Below are 19,439 nucleotides of genomic sequence, written 5' to 3' on the forward strand. Positions count from 1 at the left end.
GTAGTTTCCTCCCACCTTTTTATTCAGTTGCCTACTCTATGTCGCCTTTCAAAGGTCAAACCGGTATCAAACGTATTTTCAACGCAGGGGGCTATTCCCTGGACGGCCTGCGTGCGGCTTTCACTGGCGAGGCGGCTTTTCGTCAGTTGGTACTGCTTAACGCCATTCTGATTCCGTTGAGCTTTTTCTTGAGCGTCAGCCGTGTAGAGCGCGCGCTGCTGATTGCAGTGTGCTTGCTGGCGCTGATTGTCGAATTGCTCAATTCGGCTGTGGAAGCGGCGATTGACCGGATTTCCCTGGATCGTCACCCTTTGTCGAAAAACGCCAAGGACATGGGCAGCGCTGCACAGTTCGTGGCGTTGACCATGATCACCCTGGTATGGGCTGTGATTCTGATCTAGGCAATATTGGGCAGCACAATCTCGTCGCTGCGCTGCACCCCTGCAGTGAAGGCGCGGCACAGTTCCAGGAACTCACGCATCGCCGAGGTCTGGTATTTCTGTTTGTGCCAGATGAAGTAGAACTGCCGGGCCAGGTCCAGGTCCGGTGTCTCCACCGGCACCAGGCTGCCCCGGCGAAATGCATCGCGTAGTGCCAGCCGGGAAATGCAGCCAATCCCCAATCCCGACTCAACCGCGCGCTTGATCGCCTCGGTATGTTCCAACTCCAGGCGGATGTTAAGTGCGCTGCGATGATGTCGCATGGCCTGATCGAAAGTCAGGCGCGTGCCGGAGCCTTGCTCTCGCAGGATCCAGGCTTCATGGGTCAATTGCTCCATGGTCGCCTGGCCCCGCAGGGCCAGCGGGTGCTGCGGGGCGCAGAACACCACCAACTCATCTTCGACCCAGGTCTGCACTTCGATATCCGGGTGGCTGCAGTCGCCTTCGATTAGACCCAGATCAATTTCGTAATGCGCAACCTGATGCACGATATGTGCAGTGTTCTGCACATGTAGCGTCACCTGGCTTTCGGGATGCTGCTGCATAAAGCTGCCGATCAGCAGCGTCGCCAGGTAATTACCGATGGTCAGGGTTGCGCCGACCGCCAGGGAGCCGAAGCCGGACTTGCCGTTGAGCAAATCTTCGATCTCTTTGGCCTGATCCAGCAAAGCAACTGCTTGAGGCAGCAACTGACGGCCGAGGGCGTTGAGGCTCAGGCGTTTGCCTGCGCGGTCAAACAATTGGCAGCTGGATTGGCGCTCCAGCTCGGTAATCGAGGTGCTGGCGGCGGATTGGGACAGGGCCAGAAGGCCAGCAGCGCGTGAGACGCTTTCCTGCTGGGCGACGGCAACGAAGACTTGCAGTTGACGTAGAGTAAATCGCATATCGATATAACCGATAACCCTTATCTTAATAATTCAGTTAACAGATATTGTCGCCGCCATTAGAATGCTGTGCAATTGCGCACCTATCATTTGGTGCAGACCCATCTCCAGGAGTCCCACGTACATGAGCAACATGAACCACGAGCGTGTCCTCAGTGTTCATCACTGGAACGACACTCTGTTCAGCTTCAAGTGCACCCGCGATCCGGGCCTGCGCTTCGAGAACGGTCAGTTCGTGATGATCGGCCTGCAGCAGCCCAACGGCCGCCCGCTCATGCGTGCCTATTCTATTGCCAGCCCAAACTGGGAAGAGCATCTGGAGTTTTTCAGTATCAAGGTGCCAGACGGTCCGCTGACTTCCCAATTGCAGCACTTGAAGGAAGGCGATGAGATCATCATCAGCAAAAAACCGACTGGCACCCTGGTGCTGGACGATTTGAAGCCAGGTAAACATCTGTACCTGCTCAGCACCGGTACCGGCCTGGCTCCGTTCATGAGCGTGATCCAGGATCCGGAAACCTACGAGCGTTTCGAAAAAGTGATCCTGTGCCACGGCGTGCGCTACGTCAATGAAGTTGCCTACCGTGAGTTCATTACCGAGCACCTGCCGCAGAACGAGTTTTTCGGCGAGGCTCTGCGCGACAAGTTGATTTACTACCCGACCGTGACTCGCGAGCCATTTGAAAACGAAGGCCGCCTGACCGATCTGATGCGCAGCGGCAAGCTGTTCAGCGACATTGGCCTGCCACCGATCAACCCTGAGGACGACCGCGCCATGTTGTGCGGCAGTCCAAGCATGCTCGACGAAACCAGCGAAGTGTTGAACAGCTTCGGTCTGAAGGTTTCGCCGCGGATGCGTGAGCCGGGTGACTACTTGATCGAGCGCGCCTTCGTCGAGAAATAAGCGCAGGTCAAAAAAATGTGGGAGCGGGCTTGCTCGCGATAGCGGTGTACCAGTCGATAAATTCGTTGACTGACACTCCGTTATCGCGAGCAAGCCCGCTCCCACATTGGGTTTACGGCTTTATTCGGTTGGAATGACTTCCAGCACGCAAATCATCCCTGCCTCGGGATAATGCCAACGCACATCTACATCCCACAACTGCGCGCCATATTCGCGTTCAGGCCCAGGCACCTGGTACGCCGGTCGTGGGTCCTGTGCCAGGCACTGTTCAATCAGCTCCACCAATGGCTCACCAAGACGCTGAGCATGGGTGTGAGCCTGTTTCAGGGCGGTCTTCAGCCACTGCACCGGGATCAGTGCTGGTGTGGTGCTGGCGATGCTGTTGGTCGCGCTATCGACGATATCGGCGTACGGCACATACGGCTTGATATCGAGAATCGGCGTGCCATCGAGCAAGTCGATCCCCGAAACCCAAAGCCGGCCGGCCTCTACCCTGTCCAGTTTCACCACCGATTGGCCAATGCCATTCGGGCGATGGGTGGCGCGGGTGGCAAACACGCCCATGGACTTGTTGCCGCCCAGGCGCGGCGGACGCACCTTCAATCGAGGTTTGTCTTCCAGGGCCTGGTGGAACAGAAACAGCAGCCACACATGGCTGACCTGCTCCAGGCCCTGGACCGCCTCGCCCTGATCGAACGGAGCCACCAGTTCCAGCACGCCACGGGCGGCGGGCGCCAGTTGCGGCTGGCGCGGGATGGCGAACTTCTCCTTGAAGCAGGAGCGCACGAAACCGATGGGTGAAACGTTGTAACTCATGGCTTACGCACGAACCCGCAGCGTCAGCCCTTTGAGGAAGTTGCGCAGCAACTGGTCGCCACACGTACGGTAGTTGGTGTGACCGAACTTGCGGAAAAGCGCGCTCAGCTCAGGCTTGGATACCGGGAACTCCGCCGCCTTGAGGATGGCGTGCATGTCGTCTTCCTTCAGTTCGAAGGCAACCCGCAGCTTCTTGAGGATAATGTTGTTGGTCACTGGCGTTTCAATCGGCTGCGGTGGACGGCTTTCGTCCTTGCCGCGCTTGAAGATCACCAGGCCATCGAGGAAGTGCGCCATGACCTCGTCCGGGCAGAACACAAAGCCTTCTTCCTCGTCTTTCTTGAGGTAGGTCAGCAGATCGTCCTTGGTGACTTCCATGCCGCCGAGCTTGATGATCTCGACCATCTTGTTGTCGCTGATGTCGAGCATGTAGCGCACGCTACGCAGTACGTCATTGTGAATCATGTGGGAAATCCTGGTATTCAGCTATGGACGTCGCCCGGGCAGGCGATGTCGAGAAATGGAGCGGCTTAGAACTTTTCTTTGCCGGACAGGTAGCGCCATTGGCCCAGTGGTACCTTGCCGATGGAAACGCCGCCAATGCGGATGCGTCGGATGGCGACGACCTTCAAGCCGATGGCTTCGCAGAACAAGGCGATTACACCCGGCTGCGGGTTTTTCAAGGCAAAGCGCAGGCGGTTCTCGTTCTGCCAGCTGGCCTTCACCGCTGGCAGTTCGCGGCCTTTGTACATCAGGCCGTGGGCGAGCCGGTTCAGGCCGTGCTCCGCCACGTCGCCGGACACTTCGACGATGTACTCCTGCTCGATCTTGGCAGCATCGGCCGTCAGCTTGCGCAGGATCTTCCAGTCCTGAGTGAACACCAACAGCCCGCTGGCCTTGGCTTGCAGGTCGGCGCTGGCGGTCAGGCGCAGGAAATGGCCTTTGAGCGGACGTTTGCTGAAGCGGTGCTCTTGCGACAAGGTCTCGGCGTTCAGGGTCTGCATCGCGCTCTCGGTATCCATTCCTGCGGGGGCATTGAGCAGGATAGTCACTGGTTCCGGAGGCGTGGCCTTGGCGTCGGGATCAAGTTCGACTTTTTGTGTCGTGACCTTGAACTGTGGCTCGTCGATCACTTCTCCATCCACCGAGACCCAGCCGCCTTCGATGAACAGCTCAGCCTCCCGACGGGAGCAGCCGACCAGCTCGATGAGGCGTTTGGAGAGGCGTATGGGGTCAGTCATGACAAGGGCCGTAACAAAAGGGGGCAGCTATTGTACCTGTGTAGAGTCGCTTAATCCCGGTTCTATTTCATTTGGCCGCGTTGCACTCGCTGCTCCTGACGCAAGCGCATATGCAATAACGGATAAGGTTTGCCCATGCCGTCATGCTCCGTGCGGCCGATCACTTCGAAACCTTCCTTGAGATAGAAACCCAAGGCCTGCGGATTCTGTTCGTTGACGTCCAGTTCGTCGGCGTTCATGTGGTCGATCGCATAACTCAACAATTTCCGCCCCAGGCCCTGGCCCCGGTATTGTGGGTCAATGAACAACATTTCGACCTTGCCCACCGCGACGCCGGCAAACCCGGTGATACGCTGGCGCGAGTCCTTGGTGCAGATCAGCATCACGGAGTCCAGGTAGCTAGTCAGCACCAGGTCTTTTAATCGCTTGATGTAGTTTTCCGGCAGAAAGTCATGGGTGGCCCGCACCGAAGCCTCCCAGATCCGTGCCAGTTCCTCGTAATCACTGCTTTTGGGGGTGTGGATAATCGAATGCTGCGCCATATCGGCTGCTCCTTGCTGCTATTGGGCAAACGATAGACCTAAAAAAGCCCCGCATCTTGTCCGGAAGCAGGGCTTTTTCAAGTTTGTAGCGTTTAGTCGCGCTTTTGCGCCCAGAGGTCGTATTCGTCGGCGTCCGTCACCGTGCACCAGACCTTGTCGCCCGGCTTGAGGCCGCTGGCGTCGTCGATAAATACGTTGCCGTCAATCTCCGGTGCGTCGAAGAAGCAACGGCCGACTGCGCCTTGTTCGTCGACTTCATCGATCAGCACTTCGATTTCCTTGCCGATGCGCAGTTGCAGGCGTGCCGAGCTGATGGCCTGCTGATGGGCCATGAAGCGCTCCCAACGGTCTTGCTTGACCTCATCCGGCACAACGGCGGCGTCCAGTAGGTTGGCTGGAGCACCTTCCACAGGTGAGTACTGGAAGCAGCCGACGCGGTCCAGTTGGGCTTCGGTCAGCCAGTCCAGAAGATACTGGAAGTCTTCTTCGGTCTCGCCGGGGAAGCCGACAATGAAGGTCGAACGGATAATCAGCTCCGGGCAGATCTGGCGCCAGTTCTTGATCCGCGCCAGGGTCTTGTCTTCGAAGGCCGGGCGTTTCATGGCCTTGAGCACTTTCGGGCTGGCGTGCTGGAACGGGATGTCGAGGTACGGCAGGATCTTGCCAGCGGCCATCAACGGGATCAGCTCGTCCACGTGCGGGTACGGGTACACGTAGTGCAGGCGCACCCAGACACCCAGGCTGCTCAAGGCTTCGCAGAGTTCGGTCATGCGGGTTTTCACCGGCGCGCCGTTCCAGAAACCGGTGCGGTACTTGACGTCGACACCGTAGGCGCTGGTGTCCTGGGAGATCACCAGCAGTTCTTTGACACCGGACTTGACCAGGCGCTGGGCTTCGTCGAGCACATCGCCTACTGGGCGACTGACCAGTTTGCCGCGCATCGACGGAATGATGCAGAAGCTGCAGCTATGGTTGCAGCCTTCGGAAATCTTCAGGTAGGCATAGTGGCGCGGCGTCAGCTTGATGCCTTGCGGCGGCACCAGGTCGATCAGCGGGTTGTGATCCTGGCGCGGCGGTACCACTTGATGTACGGCGTTGACCACTTGCTCGTACTGCTGCGGACCGGTCACGGCCAGCACACTTGGGTGTACGTTGCGGATATTGCCTTCTTCCACGCCCATGCAGCCGGTCACGATGACCTTGCCGTTTTCCTTGATGGCTTCGCCGATCACTTCCAAGGACTCAGCCTTGGCCGAATCGATGAACCCACAGGTGTTGACTACCACCACGTCGGCGTCCTGATAAGTTGACACGACGTCATAACCTTCCATGCGCAGTTGCGTCAGGATGCGTTCGGAGTCGACCAGAGCCTTCGGGCAACCCAGGGATACAAAGCCAACCTTGGGGTTGGCTTTTGCGATGGTGGTGGACATGTCTAACCTCGGTATTGAATGACGCTGCCAATCGCGCACGACAAAGCAGCGGATGGGCACTTGGTGTGCCTCTGATCAAAAAGTGCGCAATTCTAGCGACGTGAATCGCTCTTTACCAGCTTTATGCAGGGAAATGCGACGAGTGCTGCGCTATGCTTCGCGCCGTTGAGCTCCATTAATCCAGGCGGTCAACAAATCATCTGTTACGAGAAGTAAAACGGCGCATGCTGCGGACAGCTTAGGCGTTCGCTCGCAGGCGCGCTGTTTATTGAAGACCTAGGGTCAAAGGGCAGGAGTGGTAGATGGGTCAGGCAAGTAGTCAGGCAGCAGGTGCCGAGCATTCCAATGCAAAGCCGATCGGCATGTTGGTGGCAGCAGTTGGGGTGGTCTACGGCGATATCGGCACCAGCCCTCTCTATACCCTCAAGGAAGTTTTTTCCGGCGGTTACGGGGTTCAGGTCAATCATGACGGGGTGCTGGGCATTCTGGCACTGATCTTCTGGTCGCTGATCTGGGTGGTTTCGATCAAGTACGTGCTTTTTGTCTTGCGTGCCGACAACCAGGGCGAAGGCGGCATCATGGCCCTGACGGCGCTGGCCAGGCGGGCGGCGGGTAGCCATCCAAGGCTGCGCAGTTTCCTGGTGGTCTGCGGTTTGTGCGGAGCGGCGCTGTTCTATGGTGACAGCATGATCACTCCGGCGATTTCCGTGTTGTCAGCCATCGAAGGTCTGGAGTTGGCGTTCGACGGGCTGGAGCGCTGGGTCGTGCCCGTCGCGTTGGTAGTGTTGGTAGGGCTGTTTTTGATCCAGAAACATGGCACCGACCGCATCGGCAAGTTGTTCGGTCCGGTGATGGTGACCTGGTTCCTGGTGCTGGCTGGGCTGGGGATCCACGGCATACTCCAGCATCCGGAAGTGCTGCACGCGATGAATCCTGTCTGGGGCGTACGTTTCTTCGTGGCACATCCGGGCATTGGCGTGGCGATCCTCGGCGCCGTAGTCCTGGCCCTGACCGGCGCCGAGGCGCTGTATGCCGACATGGGCCACTTTGGGCGCAAGCCCATCGCCCGCGCCTGGTTCATCCTGGTGTTGCCGGCGCTGGTGCTCAACTACTTCGGGCAGGGCGCGATGCTGCTGGGCGACCCGGCAGCGGCACGTAACCCGTTCTACTTGCTGGCGCCGAGCTGGGCATTGGTTCCGTTGGTGGGCTTGTCGACGCTGGCCACGGTAATTGCTTCCCAGGCGGTGATTTCCGGTGCGTTCTCCCTGACGCGCCAGGCCATCCAGCTCGGTTACATCCCGCGCATGCACATCCAGCACACGTCCAGCGCCGAGCAAGGCCAGATCTACATCGGCGCGGTGAACTGGTCGCTGATGGTTGGTGTGATCCTGCTGGTGCTGGGCTTTGAGTCTTCGGGCGCATTGGCTTCGGCATACGGCGTGGCGGTGACTGGCACGATGCTGATGACCACCATCCTGGTCTCGGCGGTGATGTTGCTGCTGTGGAAATGGCCGCCTGCGCTGGCAGTGCCGGTGCTTTTGGGCTTTTTGCTGGTGGACGGTCTGTTCTTTGCCGCCAACGTGCCAAAAATCGTGCAGGGCGGGGCCTTTCCGGTGCTGGCGGGGATCGTGCTGTTTGTCCTGATGACCACGTGGAAGCGCGGCAAGCAATTGCTGGTGGATCGCCTGGATGAGGGTGGCCTGCCCTTGCCGATCTTTATCCGTAGCATTGACGTGCAGCCGCCGCACCGTGTCCAGGGTACGGCGGTGTTCCTCACCGCACGGCCTGACGCGGTGCCCCATGCCTTGTTGCACAATCTGTTGCACAACCAGGTGCTGCACGAGCAAGTCGTATTGCTGACGGTGGTCTACGAAGACATTCCGCGCGTTCCGGCGCAGCAGCGTTTCGAGGTGCAGGCCTATGGTGCCGGCTTCTTCCGGGTGATTTTGCACTTCGGCTTTACCGATGAGCCGGACGTGCCTGAAGCGCTAAAGCTGTGTCATCTGGATGATCTGGACTTCAGTCCTATGCGCACCACGTACTTTCTCAGTCGGGAGACGGTCATTGCTTCCAAGCTCGAGGGCATGGCGCGTTGGCGGGAAGGTTTGTTCGCGTTCATGCTCAAGAACGCCAACGGCAACCTGCGCTTTTTCAAGTTGCCGGTAAACCGGGTGATCGAGTTGGGTACACAGGTAGAAATGTAGGTGTCAGCAGCAAGCTTCAAGCCGCAAGTGGAGAGCCGCTTTTCCCTTGCCCTTGAAGCTTGCCGCTTACCGCTGCCTTTCTTCAATCATGTCCACCAGCCTCTTGGCCAGCGCTGGATAGTTTTCATCGAAGTGATGGCCGCCTGGCAGCTTTATCGCTTCGCCTACGGCAGTCTTTTCGGTGCAACCGCTCTCGTCGGCTTCTTCGGTGCCATAGATACACACGACTTTGGCTGCCGGCAGCCGGGCCATTTCCGGGCCGGTGGCGGCTTCCTTGCCGGCATTGCCCAGCCAGCCTTCGACTTCGATTTCAAAGCTGCCGGTACGGGCAAAGGCCAGCAGGATGATTGCATCGACGCGTTGCTGCTCGGTTTCCGGCAAGCGGTTATAGATTGCCGGCAAGACGTCGGCGCCGAATGAGTAACCGGTCAGCACGAAGCGCTTGGTGCCCCATTTCTGCCGGTAGTGCTGCATCAGTTCGCCAAGGTCCTTGGCGCTTTGCTCCGGGCTCTTGTGCTGCCAGTAATAGCGCAGGGTGTCGATGCCGACGACCGGGTAGCCGATCTTGGCCATTTCACCGGCCACATCGCGGTCCAGGTCACGCCAGCCACCGTCACCGGAAAGAAACAGGGTGACGGTGTCCTTGGCTTCGCCAGCCGGCACTTCCACCACTGGGATAGCCAGCCCGCCGTTATCTGACCCGACCAGTTGCTTGCGCAATTCGTTGTTCAGCACTTGGGGATAATGAACGTCGTAGTCGCTGATGCTGGTGGTAGCGCGCGGCGTGTCGCGTACGAAACTGGCACTTTCATCGTCCGGATTATCGTTCCAAGCCACCAGCCACTGGCCGTGGGCTGCGGTTTTTGGCAATGGGTCCGTGCAGCCTTCCTGCACCAGGGTGAAACCTACCGATATCGCGTTGGCCTTGTCATCGGTTTGCGCCGCCAGCCAGCGCCAGGCCAGCGCGGCGCCGGGGCCGATACCGCTGACGAGGGTCGCCGGGCCTTTAAGTTGGCCGAGGGCGGTTTGCAAGGCTTGCTCCTGCAATTTGCAGTCGTCCTTGGGCACAATTACTTGCACGATTTGCGCGGCACCGCCTTGGCTGAGGGCGATCAATTGATTGTCGCTCAGGGGCGCGTCAGCCATTGCCGCTACGACAACCCTGGCCTTGACCATGGTGCCGGGAGTGACGCGAGTCAGTACCGAGCCATCGGCCTGGGGCAGTTGCTCCAGGATCGGCTGGGGGGTGGGGCGGTTCCAGTACCAGTAACCGCCGCCGAGGATCAGGGCCAGCACCACCAAAAATGCCAATACATACCGCCAGGTGCGTCGAATCATCAGCGTTTCACCAATCCAGTCAAGCCGCCCGCGATAAGGGCGGCGGTGTCGGCCAGTGCCACCAGCGGATCAAGCCCGGCGGGCACAGCCATATAACGGGGTTCCCAGTCAGGCTGGAATTTGTCTTTGAAGCGGCGCAGGCCTTGGAAGTTATACAGTTGTTCACCACGGCGGAACACGATTGAGCCCAGGCGCTGGGTCAAGGGCGCGCCGCGTCGTGGTTGCAGGCCGGATAATGGCACCATGCCCAGGCTGAAGCGGGCGTAGTCATGACTTTTATAGTGTTGAATCAGGCCGATCATCATGAACTCCATGGTCAGCTTTGGTGCGTCCGGGTGTGCGCGCATGAGGTCAAGGCTGGTCAGCTCGTGGTTGTAGGTCTCGAGCAGGTTGGCAAAGGCCACCGGGCGCCCTTCAAAGCGAATGATCGCGATACGAAAGTGCTTGAGATAGTCGTCGCTGAAACGTCCAAGGGAAAAACCCTTTTCCCGTACGTTTTTACCGGTCAACCACGCGTCGGAAATGACTTTGAGTTCATCCATCGGCGCCTGGCCCGGTTCATGGATCTGCAGGGACAAGCCATCCCGGGTGCCACGATTCCAGGTGTAGCGCAGATCCTTCATCTCCTTGCCCTTGGCCTCCAGGTCGAAGCGCTTGAGGTCGATCCTGGCTTCTTCACCGAGCTTGATCGCGGTCAGGCCGATGTCCATATAAAAGGGCAGGTTCTCGGCGCGCACCTGATAGAACACCGGGCGAGCGTGATGAATGTCGCACAGGTCGCGGAACTGCCAGATCATTTCGGCGCGCTGCTGGGTCGGGCCAATCGGGTCGTACAGGGCGACCAGGCTGCGTCCGCGCCGGGCGTACATCAGGAATGCTTCGTCATTGGGGTGGAACAGCAGCGCTTTGTCGCCGGTCAGTGCCAGGCCGCCATCGGGTTGTGCCGAAGCCATCAGGATCTTTCTGGCGCGCTCCAGCTCTTCGGGAATCGGCAAGTGAATCACGGGGCGTGCGGTGCGCAACAACCAGGTCAGCGAGACAATCACCAGCACCACAGCGGCGCCCAGCAGTGAGCGCAGGCCACGCGGCGCATTGGCATCGAGGGTGAACTGCCACCAGAGTTCATGGCTGTAGGGCACGTCCTGATAGGCAAACAGCAACAGCCATATCGATGCGCCGAGCACACACAGGCTGGCCACCAGGTACAGCGGTGAGAAGGGTAGTTCGGTCAAGCGGCTCGGGCGGTAGAACGAGCGACGGAAGATTGCCAGCAGGGTGGCGGTCATTGTCAGCAGGCTGGCTTCCTCCCAGTCGAAGCCCTTGAGTAGCGACAACAGGGCGCCCAGCAGCAGCAATACGGTGGTCAACATCCAGGCGGCTGACAGGCGACGGCGCAGGCCTTGAGCCAGCAACAGGCAGAGCACGCCGATCAGGCTGGCGCCAAAGTGTGAGGCGTCAATCAGGCGGTGGGGAATCAGAAACCCGATGTTTTCCAGGCGAGAGTCGATTTCCGGTGTGGCGCCGGAAAACAGCAGCACCACACCGGACAAAAAAACCAGCACCGCCAACACCGGCGCCGCCAGGCCGGAAGCTACCCGCAGGCTTTGCTGGGTCTGGAACAGGCGCTGGGCTTCGCTGATCAACAGGAATACGCAGGCAATCAACAACGGCAGTACCACGTAAATCATGCGGTACAGCAAGAGGGCGGCCGCCAGTGGCGCAGCGCCGAGCTTGTCGGCGAAGGCCGCCAGCAGGATCGCTTCAAATACCCCGACGCCACCCGGTACGTGACTGAGTACGCCCGCGGCCAGCGCCAGCAAGTACACCAGCAGGAACGTACCGAAAGGCGGGGCTTCAGGCAGCAACATATAAAGCACGGTGGCAGCTGCAGCGACGTCCAGTGCGGTAATGATCAACTGCATGAAGGTCAAGCGACGGCCGGGCAGGCGTAAAGTGCGACGGCCGACCCTCACTAGCAGATTGTCCGGGTAGGGTTGTTCCGGCAGACGGCGTCGATAAATGCCGATGCACAGCGCTACCGTCAACAGCAGTACGGTGCCGGCAACACCGGCCAGCAGGCTGGCGGGCAGGTGCAGTGCGGTGGATGCCGCGGGCAAATTGCTCAGGGTGGCCAGTGCGGCCAGCGGCGGCAGGGCACAACCCAGGGCCAGGCTGGCAAACACGGTCATGCGGGCCACTTCGGCGGCGCTGATGCCATGGCGTGCGTACAAGCGATATCGTACCGAACCGCCAGACAGCATCGACAGGCCAATCGCGTTGCCAATGGCGAATGCGGTAAAGCCACCGTAGGCCAGAGTCGTTGCGGGTAACTTCACGCCGGTATAGCGTGCGCCGGAAAACTCGTAGCCCAACATAATAATGAAGCCTGCGACGGCAGCGCCGAATGCACCCAGCAGGGAAGGCATCGGTACGTCGAGGATCGAGTCATGAAGGGCGTTGAGATCCAGCTCAAGCAGCAGGTGACGGCAGGCGAGCAGAGCGATTGCAAACAACAATAAAGTGACGGCCAGCCCGATGGGTTGACGGTACTTGCTTAACAGGTCGAGCCAGCGCAAGCGCGTGGGTGTGATCGGTTGGTTTGTCGTGGCAGTGTCTTTTGGTTCTGGGGGGGTGGCGCGCATCAATCACCTCGAGGATTGTGCGCGACAGGATGGGGGTATCCAGTCCAGTTACCAATCCCTGCTGACAAAAATAATTACAAATTTTAGCGCGAATCACCGAGTCAGGCGACTGCAGCCCATTGGCGGCAAAAACATGTGCCCGAACACTGAGCTTGGCACGTGACGGGATGGACTCCAGAAATCGTCTGCGGTTTCATGAAACATGACAGTGCACTGTTTCAAAAGGACTTTTTCTGCGAATACAAAAAAGGCCACTCTTTCGAGTAGCCTTTTTTGATGTTTGGTTGCGGGAGCCGGATTTGAACCGACGACCTTCGGGTTATGAGCCCGACGAGCTACCAGACTGCTCCATCCCGCGTCTGTGGGCGGCATTCTACAGCGCAACGACGAGGTGTCAACCGTTAATGGAGCAATAGGTCAAATAAGTGTAAATAAGCCGGTATTGCTCAACGCTGCGCAGTAAGTGCCCGATGGGGAAGGGATTTTTGTCAGACAATTGGAAAGAGGTAAAAACAGGCGCGCACAAAAAAGGCCACTCTTTCGAGTAGCCTTTTTTGATGTTTGGTTGCGGGAGCCGGATTTGAACCGACGACCTTCGGGTTATGAGCCCGACGAGCTACCAGACTGCTCCATCCCGCGTCTGTGTGTCGGCATTCTACAGAGGAATGCTGGCGTGTCAACCGTTGATTCCAAGAAAAGCGCTTTTGGTTCAAATGGTTAGCGCTTTTTCAAGGGCTCTGGACAGCATCCGGGCCCAGGCAGGGCAAGGCTTTCGGCTCTATTAGAGCGTCTGTCTTGATTGAGGAAGTAAATTTACCGGGCGTTTTCCCACCGTTTTGTCAGAAGATTCAAGGTACTGGTGCTATATACAGTTGTCAGTGCGATACTGGCGCTCCGTTCCTCATGTTGCCTGGCCACCTTCTCTATTTATGACGCAGCGCAAAATCATCCACGTCGACTGTGATTGCTTCTACGCCGCCATCGAGATGCGTGATGATCCGACTTTGTCACAAAAGCCGCTGGCGGTAGGGGGCTCGGCGGACCGTCGCGGGGTGATCGCGACCTGCAACTACGAGGCGCGGGCCTACGGTGTGCGTTCGGCCATGTCTTCTCGTCACGCCTTGAAGCTGTGCCCGGACTTGACCATCGTCAAGCCGCGCATGGATGCCTATAAAGAGGCCTCGAAGGAAATCCAGTCGATCTTCCGCGATTACACCGACCTGATTGAACCGCTATCCCTGGATGAGGCGTATCTGGACGTCTCCGACTGCGCGCATTTTGGCGGCAGCGCCACGCGTATCGCCCAGGATATTCGTCGACGGGTGTCCAATCAGCTACACATCACTGTTTCTGCCGGGGTTGCGCCCAACAAATTCCTGGCCAAGATCGCCAGCGACTGGAAAAAACCCAACGGATTGTTCGTGATCACGCCTGATCAAGTGGAAGATTTTGTCTCGGCGTTGCCGGTAAGCAAGTTGCACGGCGTCGGCAAGGTGACGGCTGACAAATTGGCGCGGCTGGGGATCGAGGACTGTCTGCAGTTGCGGGAGTGGAGCAAGCTCGCGCTGGTGCGTGAGTTCGGCAGTTTCGGCGAGCGATTATGGAGCCTGGCGCGTGGGATTGATGATCGGGTGGTTCAGAATGACAGTCGCCGGCAATCCATCAGTGTCGAGAACACCTACGACGTGGACCTGCCGGATCTGCCCAGCTGTCTGGAAAAGCTCCCCGAGCTCCTGGAAACCTTGGCCGGGCGCATGCAGCGCATCGACAGCAGCTATCGACCAGGCAAGCCTTTCGTCAAAGTTAAATTCCATGACTTTACCCAGACCACACTGGAGCAGGCGGGGGCAGGGCGGGATCTGGAGAGTTACCAGCAATTGCTGACCCAGGCGTTCAAGCGTGGAGCAAAGCCGGTACGGTTATTGGGGATCGGTGTACGTTTGCTGGACCTGAGCGGCGGCAATGAACAGCTGGAGCTGTTCACCCGCTAGCAGGTAACCAGGTTACTTGGCGCCTGGATCCGCTACCAGCCGCCCCCCATCCTGGGTCAGGGCCTTGAGAAACTCTTGCTGCAATTCCGGATCATTGCGGGTCAGCTCGATCAGGCTCTGTTCCAGTTCGCTGGCCTCCTCTTCGAGGCCCAGTTCCGACAAGCGTATGACCCGGTGTACCCACTGGCTGACTTCATCATCTTCCAAGTCGTCGTAAATCAAGCCGTGGGCTTCCAGTAACTTCCCGCGCAGGGTCTTGCTGATCGCCAGGGACGAGTCCGAATGCACATCGTCCTGGGCATCTTCAATACTGATGCGCAAGGTGCGGACCTGATTGAGGTCTTGCTCGGCAAACGGGCTGTCGAGCAGGTTCAGGCGCAAGACGCCGTTGCGGTCAGTGGTCATCTCGTGGGTCTGCTTGCCGGCCGTTACCTGGACCGGTCGCTCGCTCCACGGCAGGCTTGAATATTCCAGGCGTCTGTCGCGCTGGACTTCATCGATGCTCGCCAGGTTCTGTTGCGCGCGGCCGTGAGACGGCGCGTTCATGAACGGGTTGAGCCCGGCCACACCGTAACTGATCCAGTCATGGGTCATGCTGTCCGGCAGGTTGCCCAGGGCGAAGATATTGGCCACGTTGGCGCCAGCGCCCGCCACCACGGCCACAGCGCCCAGCGGGATCTCATAGAGTTCCCGCCAGGGTTGATAGGGCGTGTAGCGATCATAATGACGGGTGACTTCAAACTCAGTGACCTCGAAGGTCCGCTGCTCATGAATGCGCACTCGGCGTTGCGGCAGTTCAAGCACTTTGGGTTCGCCGACATCGATCTGCAGGCTATGGTCGAGCAGTTTGCGCTCGACACGTTCCTCGTGCTCGCTGCGTTGCGACATGTGATTGGCGCAGCCGCTGACCAGCAGGGCGCCGCACAAGGCGGCGCCCCCCAGAGCTCTGGTGTTTCGCTTGAACATGACTTCTCTTGATCTGGTTTTCAGCGACGAATACGCGCCTGGAGGAAAGACAGCACATCGGCCACCGGCAACGGTTGGGCTTGGGCTTCGGTCCGGCTTTTGTATTCCAGATTGCCATCGGCCAGGCCGCGGTCACTGACCACGATCCGGTGTGGGATGCCAATCAGTTCCATGTCGGCGAACTTGATACCTGGGCTGGTTTTCTTGTCGCGATCATCCAGCAGCACCTCGAAACCGGCAGCCGTTAGTTGGGCATACAGTTTGTCGGTGGCTTCGCGCACCTGTTCTGTTTCATAACGCAGCGGCACCAGGGCGATCTGGAACGGGGCCAGGGCGTCACTCCAGATGATGCCTTTTTCATCGTTGTTCTGCTCGATGGCAGCAGCCACCACGCGGGAAACGCCGATGCCGTAGCAGCCCATTTCCAGGGTGACCGGCTTGCCGTTCTCGCCCAGCACTTCGCACTTCATCGCCTTGCTGTACTTGTTGCCCAACTGGAAGATGTGCCCGACTTCGATACCACGCTTGATCTCCAGGGTGCCCTTGCCGTCCGGGCTCGGGTCGCCGGCAACCACGTTGCGCAGGTCAGCCACGGTCGGAACCGGCAGGTCGCGTTCCCAGTTCACGCCGAAGTAATGCTTGTCATCGATATTGGCACCGATACCGAAATCGCTCATCAGTTCGACCGAGCGGTCGATGATGATCGGCAGTGGCAGGTTCAGCGGTCCCAGGGAGCCAGCACCGGCGCCAATGGCGTCGCGCAGTTCGGCATCGCTGGCCATGACCAGCGGGTTGGCTACGCCTGGTTGCTGGGCGGCCTTGATCTCATTGAGTTCGTGGTCGCCACGGATCACCAGGGCGATCAGCTTGCCTTCTTCTTCGGCGTGCACGATCAGGGTCTTGATGGTCTTTTCAATCGGCAGATTGAATTTTTCCACCAGGGCCGCAATGGTCTTGGTCTCTGGCGTGTCTACCAGGCGCAGCTCTTCAGCCGGCGCAAGACGGGAGGTTTCCCGTGGCACGGCTTCGGCTTTTTCGATGTTCGCCGCATAGTCGGAGCCGTTGCTGAAAACGATATCGTCTTCGCCGGACTCGGCCAGTACGTGGAACTCGTGGGAGCCGGCGCCGCCGATGGAGCCGTTGTCGGCTTCAACCGGGCGGAACTTGAGGCCAAGACGCGTGAATATGTTGCAGTAGGCCTGGTGCATGCGGTCGTAGGTGACCTGCAGCGAAGGCTGGTCGGCATGGAACGAATAGGCGTCCTTCATGATGAATTCGCGGCCGCGCATCAAACCGAAGCGTGGGCGGATTTCGTCACGGAACTTGGTCTGGATCTGGTACAGGTTGAGCGGCAACTGCTTGTAGCTGCTCAACTCGTTGCGCATCAGATCAGTGATCACTTCTTCATGGGTCGGGCCTGCGCAGAAATCGCGGCCATGACGATCCTTGAAACGCAGCAATTCAGGGCCGTACTCTTCCCAGCGCCCGGATTCTTGCCACAGCTCAGCCGGCTGAGTGCTCGGCATCAACACTTCCAAAGAGCCTGCGGCGTTCATTTCTTCACGAACGATCGCTTCGACCTTGCGCATCACCTTCAAACCCATGGGGAGCCAGGTGTACAGGCCAGAAGCCAGTTTGCGGATCATGCCGGCACGCAGCATCAGTTGGTGGCTGATCACGACCGCATCGGAAGGCGTTTCTTTCTGTGTGGCGAGCAAATATTGACTGGTGCGCATGGTAGGCCGTTGTCGGTTGCTTGGACGTTGAGTGACCAGTGATTGTACGGGCGGCAGCGCCGGGAGTACAGGCTGTAGGAGCGAGCTTACTCGCGAAGGGCGTCAAGAGTGACGCGGGAGGCTAGGTTGAACGCGGTGTCCTTGAGTTCTTCACCCGTTGCGCCAAATCCGCGTTAGGGTGCGTGCCCGGAGCGGGGGCATATCCGTTACCGCAGCAACGGATATGTACCCAGCCCAACCAAGACATACCTATCTCCCCCCACAGGATAGGCTTCAATCCGGGATGGGCGGATTCAGACGCAACCGCCGACTCTCCTGGTACCAGTGCAAGGCAATCAGCAGCAAGGTCGGCACCCCCAGAAACGCCGTGATCAGGAAAAAGTCGTGATAGCCGAATTTTTCTACCATGACCCCTGAGTAACCACCGATCAAGCGCGGCAGCAGCAGCATGATCGAACTGAGCAAGGCGTACTGGGTGGCGGAGAACTTCAAGTTGGTCAGGCTCGACAGGTAGGCGACAAACGCTGAAGTCGCCAGGCCCGAACTGAAGTTGTCCAGGGAAATGGTGAAGATCAGCATCTGCAGGTCGGCGCCCATGCCAGCGAGCATCAGGAACAGCAGGTTGGTGCCGGCCGAGGTGATGCCGCCGATAAAGAGGATGGGCAGGATGCCGAAACGCACGATCAACAGGCCGCCCATGCCGGCACCGACCAGGGTCATGATCAGGCCGAATACCTTGCTGACGCTGGCAATCTGGTCCTTGGTAAAGCCCTGGTCGATGTAGAACACGTTGGCCATCACGCCCATCACGGTGTCCGACATGCGATAGGTCGCAATCAGCCCCAGCAGCAACAGGGCTTGCCAGCGATAGCGCAGGATAAAATCGTTGACCGGTGTCAGTACTGGCGCCAGGCCGCGACGGCCCATGGCCGAAAGGCACAGCGAGGTCAGAATGATATAGAGGATGGCCCGCAGGAACGCTCGGTCTTCCAGCAGCAGGTCGAGCAGGCTGACACCCTCGAACAGCACGCTGGCAAAGTCGGTGTTGTACAGCTGGGTGAACATCGCGGGTACCGATACCAGCAAGATGATCAGCACGAATACCGACATCAGTTGGTGCACGAAGCTGTAGCGCCCGGCCTGCAACTGGGTGCGCAACGGCACATCCGGTTCGCGCATGAACAAGCTGGTCAGCAGGGCGGGGACCATCAAGACACCGAACAGTACGTAGGTACCGGTCCATGCCGAGTGCTTATAGTTGAAACCGGTGGAGCCGAAGCCTTCGGCGAAGAACAGTGCACCAGCGGTGGCCAGAAGGGCGGCGATACGGTAGCCAGACATATAACTGGCGGCCAGGGCAGCCTGGCGGCTGTCGTCGGCGATTTCCAGGCGATAGGCATCGACCGCGATGTCTTGGGTGGCGGAGGCGAAAGCGACGATGACAGCAATAGCGATCAGCCAGGACAGGTGTTTCTGGGGGTCGCAGAAGCCCATGCCGATCAATCCGAGAATCACCAACGCCTGGGAAAGTACTAGCCAGGAGCGACGACGCCCGAGCTTGCCGAGCAACGGCAGGCGCCATTGATCGAGCAGCGGCGACCATACCCACTTGAAGGCATACGCCAGGCCGATCAGGCTTGCATAACCGATGGTTTCGCGGGCCACGCCGGCTTCACGCAACCATACCGAAAGCGTCGAGAACACCAACATGTAAGGCAGGCCGGCAGCAAAGCCGAGCAGCAGCAACACTAAAGTCGAGGGGCTGGCATAGGCAGCGAGCGCGGCGCGCCAGGTTTTACGGGGCATGGGCTGGAGTCTGCCTCAGATTTACGGAAACAAAGCGCGCACTCTAACCGCTGTGCTCTACCGGGCGCCAGCCATGACGCTGAATATCAACGCGATTGTTCAGGATACTGACACCTTCGCTGCGCAAACGCGCACGTTGTTCATCACCCGAAGCACTGCCCACCGGCAGGCTTATCCGACCGCCGGCTGCTACCACCCGGTGCCAAGGCAGTTTCGAACCATCGGGAAGCTGGCTGAGAGCACGGCCCACCCAGCGTGCAGCTCGGCCAAGGCCTGCCAGCTGCGCCAGTTCGCCATAACTCACGACACACCCCTCCGGCACCTGGGCCAGGGTCAGGTACAGGGCGGTACGGCGCATTTGAGCCGGGCTTTGCGGCATTTGTGCAGGGTCGTTCACGTTAGGCGGGTCCAGTTCAAAAGTGTCGTCTCATTGTAAGAAGCGTCTGTAAAAGTGGTGTTGAGAATTGAACTCGATAGAAATCTTCGAGTCAGTCCT

16 protein-coding genes and 2 tRNA genes are annotated in these 19,439 nt (G+C 58.9%); 4 read left to right on the top strand and 14 right to left on the bottom strand.

Features of this window, described 5'->3' with window-relative positions; all coding sequences use genetic code 11:
* Positions 1-38 precede the first annotated feature (38 nt).
* Positions 39-401 (top strand): diacylglycerol kinase, encoded by a 363-nt coding sequence (locus OQ460_RS05390; protein WP_410020847.1) that lies wholly within the window; start codon positions 39-41, stop codon positions 399-401.
* Here the strand turns inward: OQ460_RS05390 and OQ460_RS05395 are convergent.
* Positions 398-1,324 (bottom strand): LysR family transcriptional regulator, encoded by a 927-nt coding sequence (locus tag OQ460_RS05395; RefSeq protein ID WP_410020848.1) that lies wholly within the window; start codon positions 1,322-1,324, stop codon positions 398-400. The two genes, OQ460_RS05390 and OQ460_RS05395, sit on opposite strands and share 4 nt — an antisense overlap.
* A 124-nt stretch (positions 1,325-1,448) precedes the next feature.
* Here OQ460_RS05395 and fpr point away from each other — a divergent pair, with 124 nt between their 5' ends.
* Entirely contained in the window at positions 1,449-2,228 is a 780-nt protein-coding gene (fpr, locus tag OQ460_RS05400; protein WP_003189055.1) for a ferredoxin-NADP reductase, read from the top strand.
* Positions 2,229-2,348: 120 nt separating this feature from the next.
* Here fpr and tsaA read toward each other — a convergent pair whose 3' ends face one another.
* The 5 genes from tsaA to rimO all read right to left on the bottom strand — a co-directional run bounded on the left by tsaA (position 2,349) and on the right by rimO (position 6,260).
* Positions 2,349-3,044 carry a tRNA (N6-threonylcarbamoyladenosine(37)-N6)-methyltransferase TrmO gene (tsaA, locus tag OQ460_RS05405; protein WP_410020849.1) on the bottom strand — a complete coding sequence of 232 codons (696 nt, stop codon included), beginning with the start codon at positions 3,042-3,044 and terminating at the stop codon, positions 2,349-2,351.
* Positions 3,045-3,047: 3 nt separating this feature from the next.
* A complete protein-coding gene (locus OQ460_RS05410; protein WP_339532133.1) occupies positions 3,048-3,509 on the bottom strand; it encodes a DUF1456 family protein in 462 nt (153 codons plus the stop codon).
* Between the two features lie 65 nt (positions 3,510-3,574).
* Positions 3,575-4,285: an rRNA pseudouridine synthase gene (locus tag OQ460_RS05415; protein ID WP_410020850.1), complete on the bottom strand. Its 711-nt coding sequence runs from the start codon at positions 4,283-4,285 to the stop codon at positions 3,575-3,577.
* A 62-nt stretch (positions 4,286-4,347) separates the two neighbouring features.
* Positions 4,348-4,827 carry a GNAT family N-acetyltransferase gene (locus tag OQ460_RS05420; RefSeq protein ID WP_410020851.1) on the bottom strand — a complete coding sequence of 160 codons (480 nt, stop codon included), beginning with the start codon at positions 4,825-4,827 and terminating at the stop codon, positions 4,348-4,350.
* A 92-nt stretch (positions 4,828-4,919) separates the two neighbouring features.
* Positions 4,920-6,260, bottom strand: coding sequence for a 30S ribosomal protein S12 methylthiotransferase RimO (gene rimO / locus OQ460_RS05425; RefSeq protein WP_410020852.1), 1,341 nt, complete (start codon positions 6,258-6,260; stop codon positions 4,920-4,922).
* Positions 6,261-6,562: 302 nt separating this feature from the next.
* Between rimO and OQ460_RS05430 the strand changes: the two genes are divergently transcribed.
* Positions 6,563-8,464 (top strand): potassium transporter Kup, encoded by a 1,902-nt coding sequence (locus OQ460_RS05430; RefSeq protein ID WP_410020853.1) that lies wholly within the window; start codon positions 6,563-6,565, stop codon positions 8,462-8,464.
* Between the two features lie 66 nt (positions 8,465-8,530).
* On the opposite strand, the gene OQ460_RS05435 is transcribed toward OQ460_RS05430, so the two are convergent.
* From OQ460_RS05435 to OQ460_RS05450, 4 genes are all read right to left on the bottom strand, one after another.
* Positions 8,531-9,802: a virulence factor family protein gene (locus OQ460_RS05435; RefSeq protein ID WP_410020854.1), complete on the bottom strand. Its 1,272-nt coding sequence runs from the start codon at positions 9,800-9,802 to the stop codon at positions 8,531-8,533.
* The gene (gene mprF / locus OQ460_RS05440; RefSeq protein WP_410020855.1) at positions 9,802-12,444 is read right to left on the bottom strand and encodes a bifunctional lysylphosphatidylglycerol flippase/synthetase MprF; all 2,643 of its coding nucleotides are present in this window, start codon (positions 12,442-12,444) and stop codon (positions 9,802-9,804) included. Before mprF ends, OQ460_RS05435 begins: the two co-directional genes overlap by 1 nt.
* 281 nt (positions 12,445-12,725) lie before the next feature.
* Positions 12,726-12,802, bottom strand: a tRNA-Met gene (locus OQ460_RS05445).
* A gap of 204 nt (positions 12,803-13,006) precedes the next feature.
* Positions 13,007-13,083 (bottom strand) — tRNA-Met (locus OQ460_RS05450).
* A 290-nt stretch (positions 13,084-13,373) separates the two neighbouring features.
* Here OQ460_RS05450 and dinB point away from each other — a divergent pair.
* Positions 13,374-14,435 (top strand): DNA polymerase IV, encoded by a 1,062-nt coding sequence (dinB, locus tag OQ460_RS05455; RefSeq protein WP_410020856.1) that lies wholly within the window; start codon positions 13,374-13,376, stop codon positions 14,433-14,435.
* 12 nt (positions 14,436-14,447) lie between these two features.
* Here dinB and OQ460_RS05460 read toward each other — a convergent pair whose 3' ends face one another.
* The 4 genes from OQ460_RS05460 to OQ460_RS05475 form a co-directional block, all read right to left on the bottom strand.
* Entirely contained in the window at positions 14,448-15,401 is a 954-nt protein-coding gene (locus tag OQ460_RS05460; protein WP_410020857.1) for a hypothetical protein, read from the bottom strand.
* Between the two features lie 20 nt (positions 15,402-15,421).
* Entirely contained in the window at positions 15,422-17,137 is a 1,716-nt protein-coding gene (locus OQ460_RS05465; protein WP_410020858.1) for a proline--tRNA ligase, read from the bottom strand.
* A gap of 273 nt (positions 17,138-17,410) precedes the next feature.
* A complete protein-coding gene (locus OQ460_RS05470; RefSeq protein ID WP_410020859.1) occupies positions 17,411-18,943 on the bottom strand; it encodes an AmpG family muropeptide MFS transporter in 1,533 nt (510 codons plus the stop codon).
* A gap of 43 nt (positions 18,944-18,986) precedes the next feature.
* Positions 18,987-19,322 (bottom strand): MGMT family protein, encoded by a 336-nt coding sequence (locus tag OQ460_RS05475; protein ID WP_410021931.1) that lies wholly within the window; start codon positions 19,320-19,322, stop codon positions 18,987-18,989.
* Between the last annotated feature and the right edge of the window lie 117 nt (positions 19,323-19,439).

This window comes from Pseudomonas imrae (assembly GCF_046352735.2).
GTDB lineage: Bacteria > Pseudomonadota > Gammaproteobacteria > Pseudomonadales > Pseudomonadaceae > Aquipseudomonas > Aquipseudomonas imrae.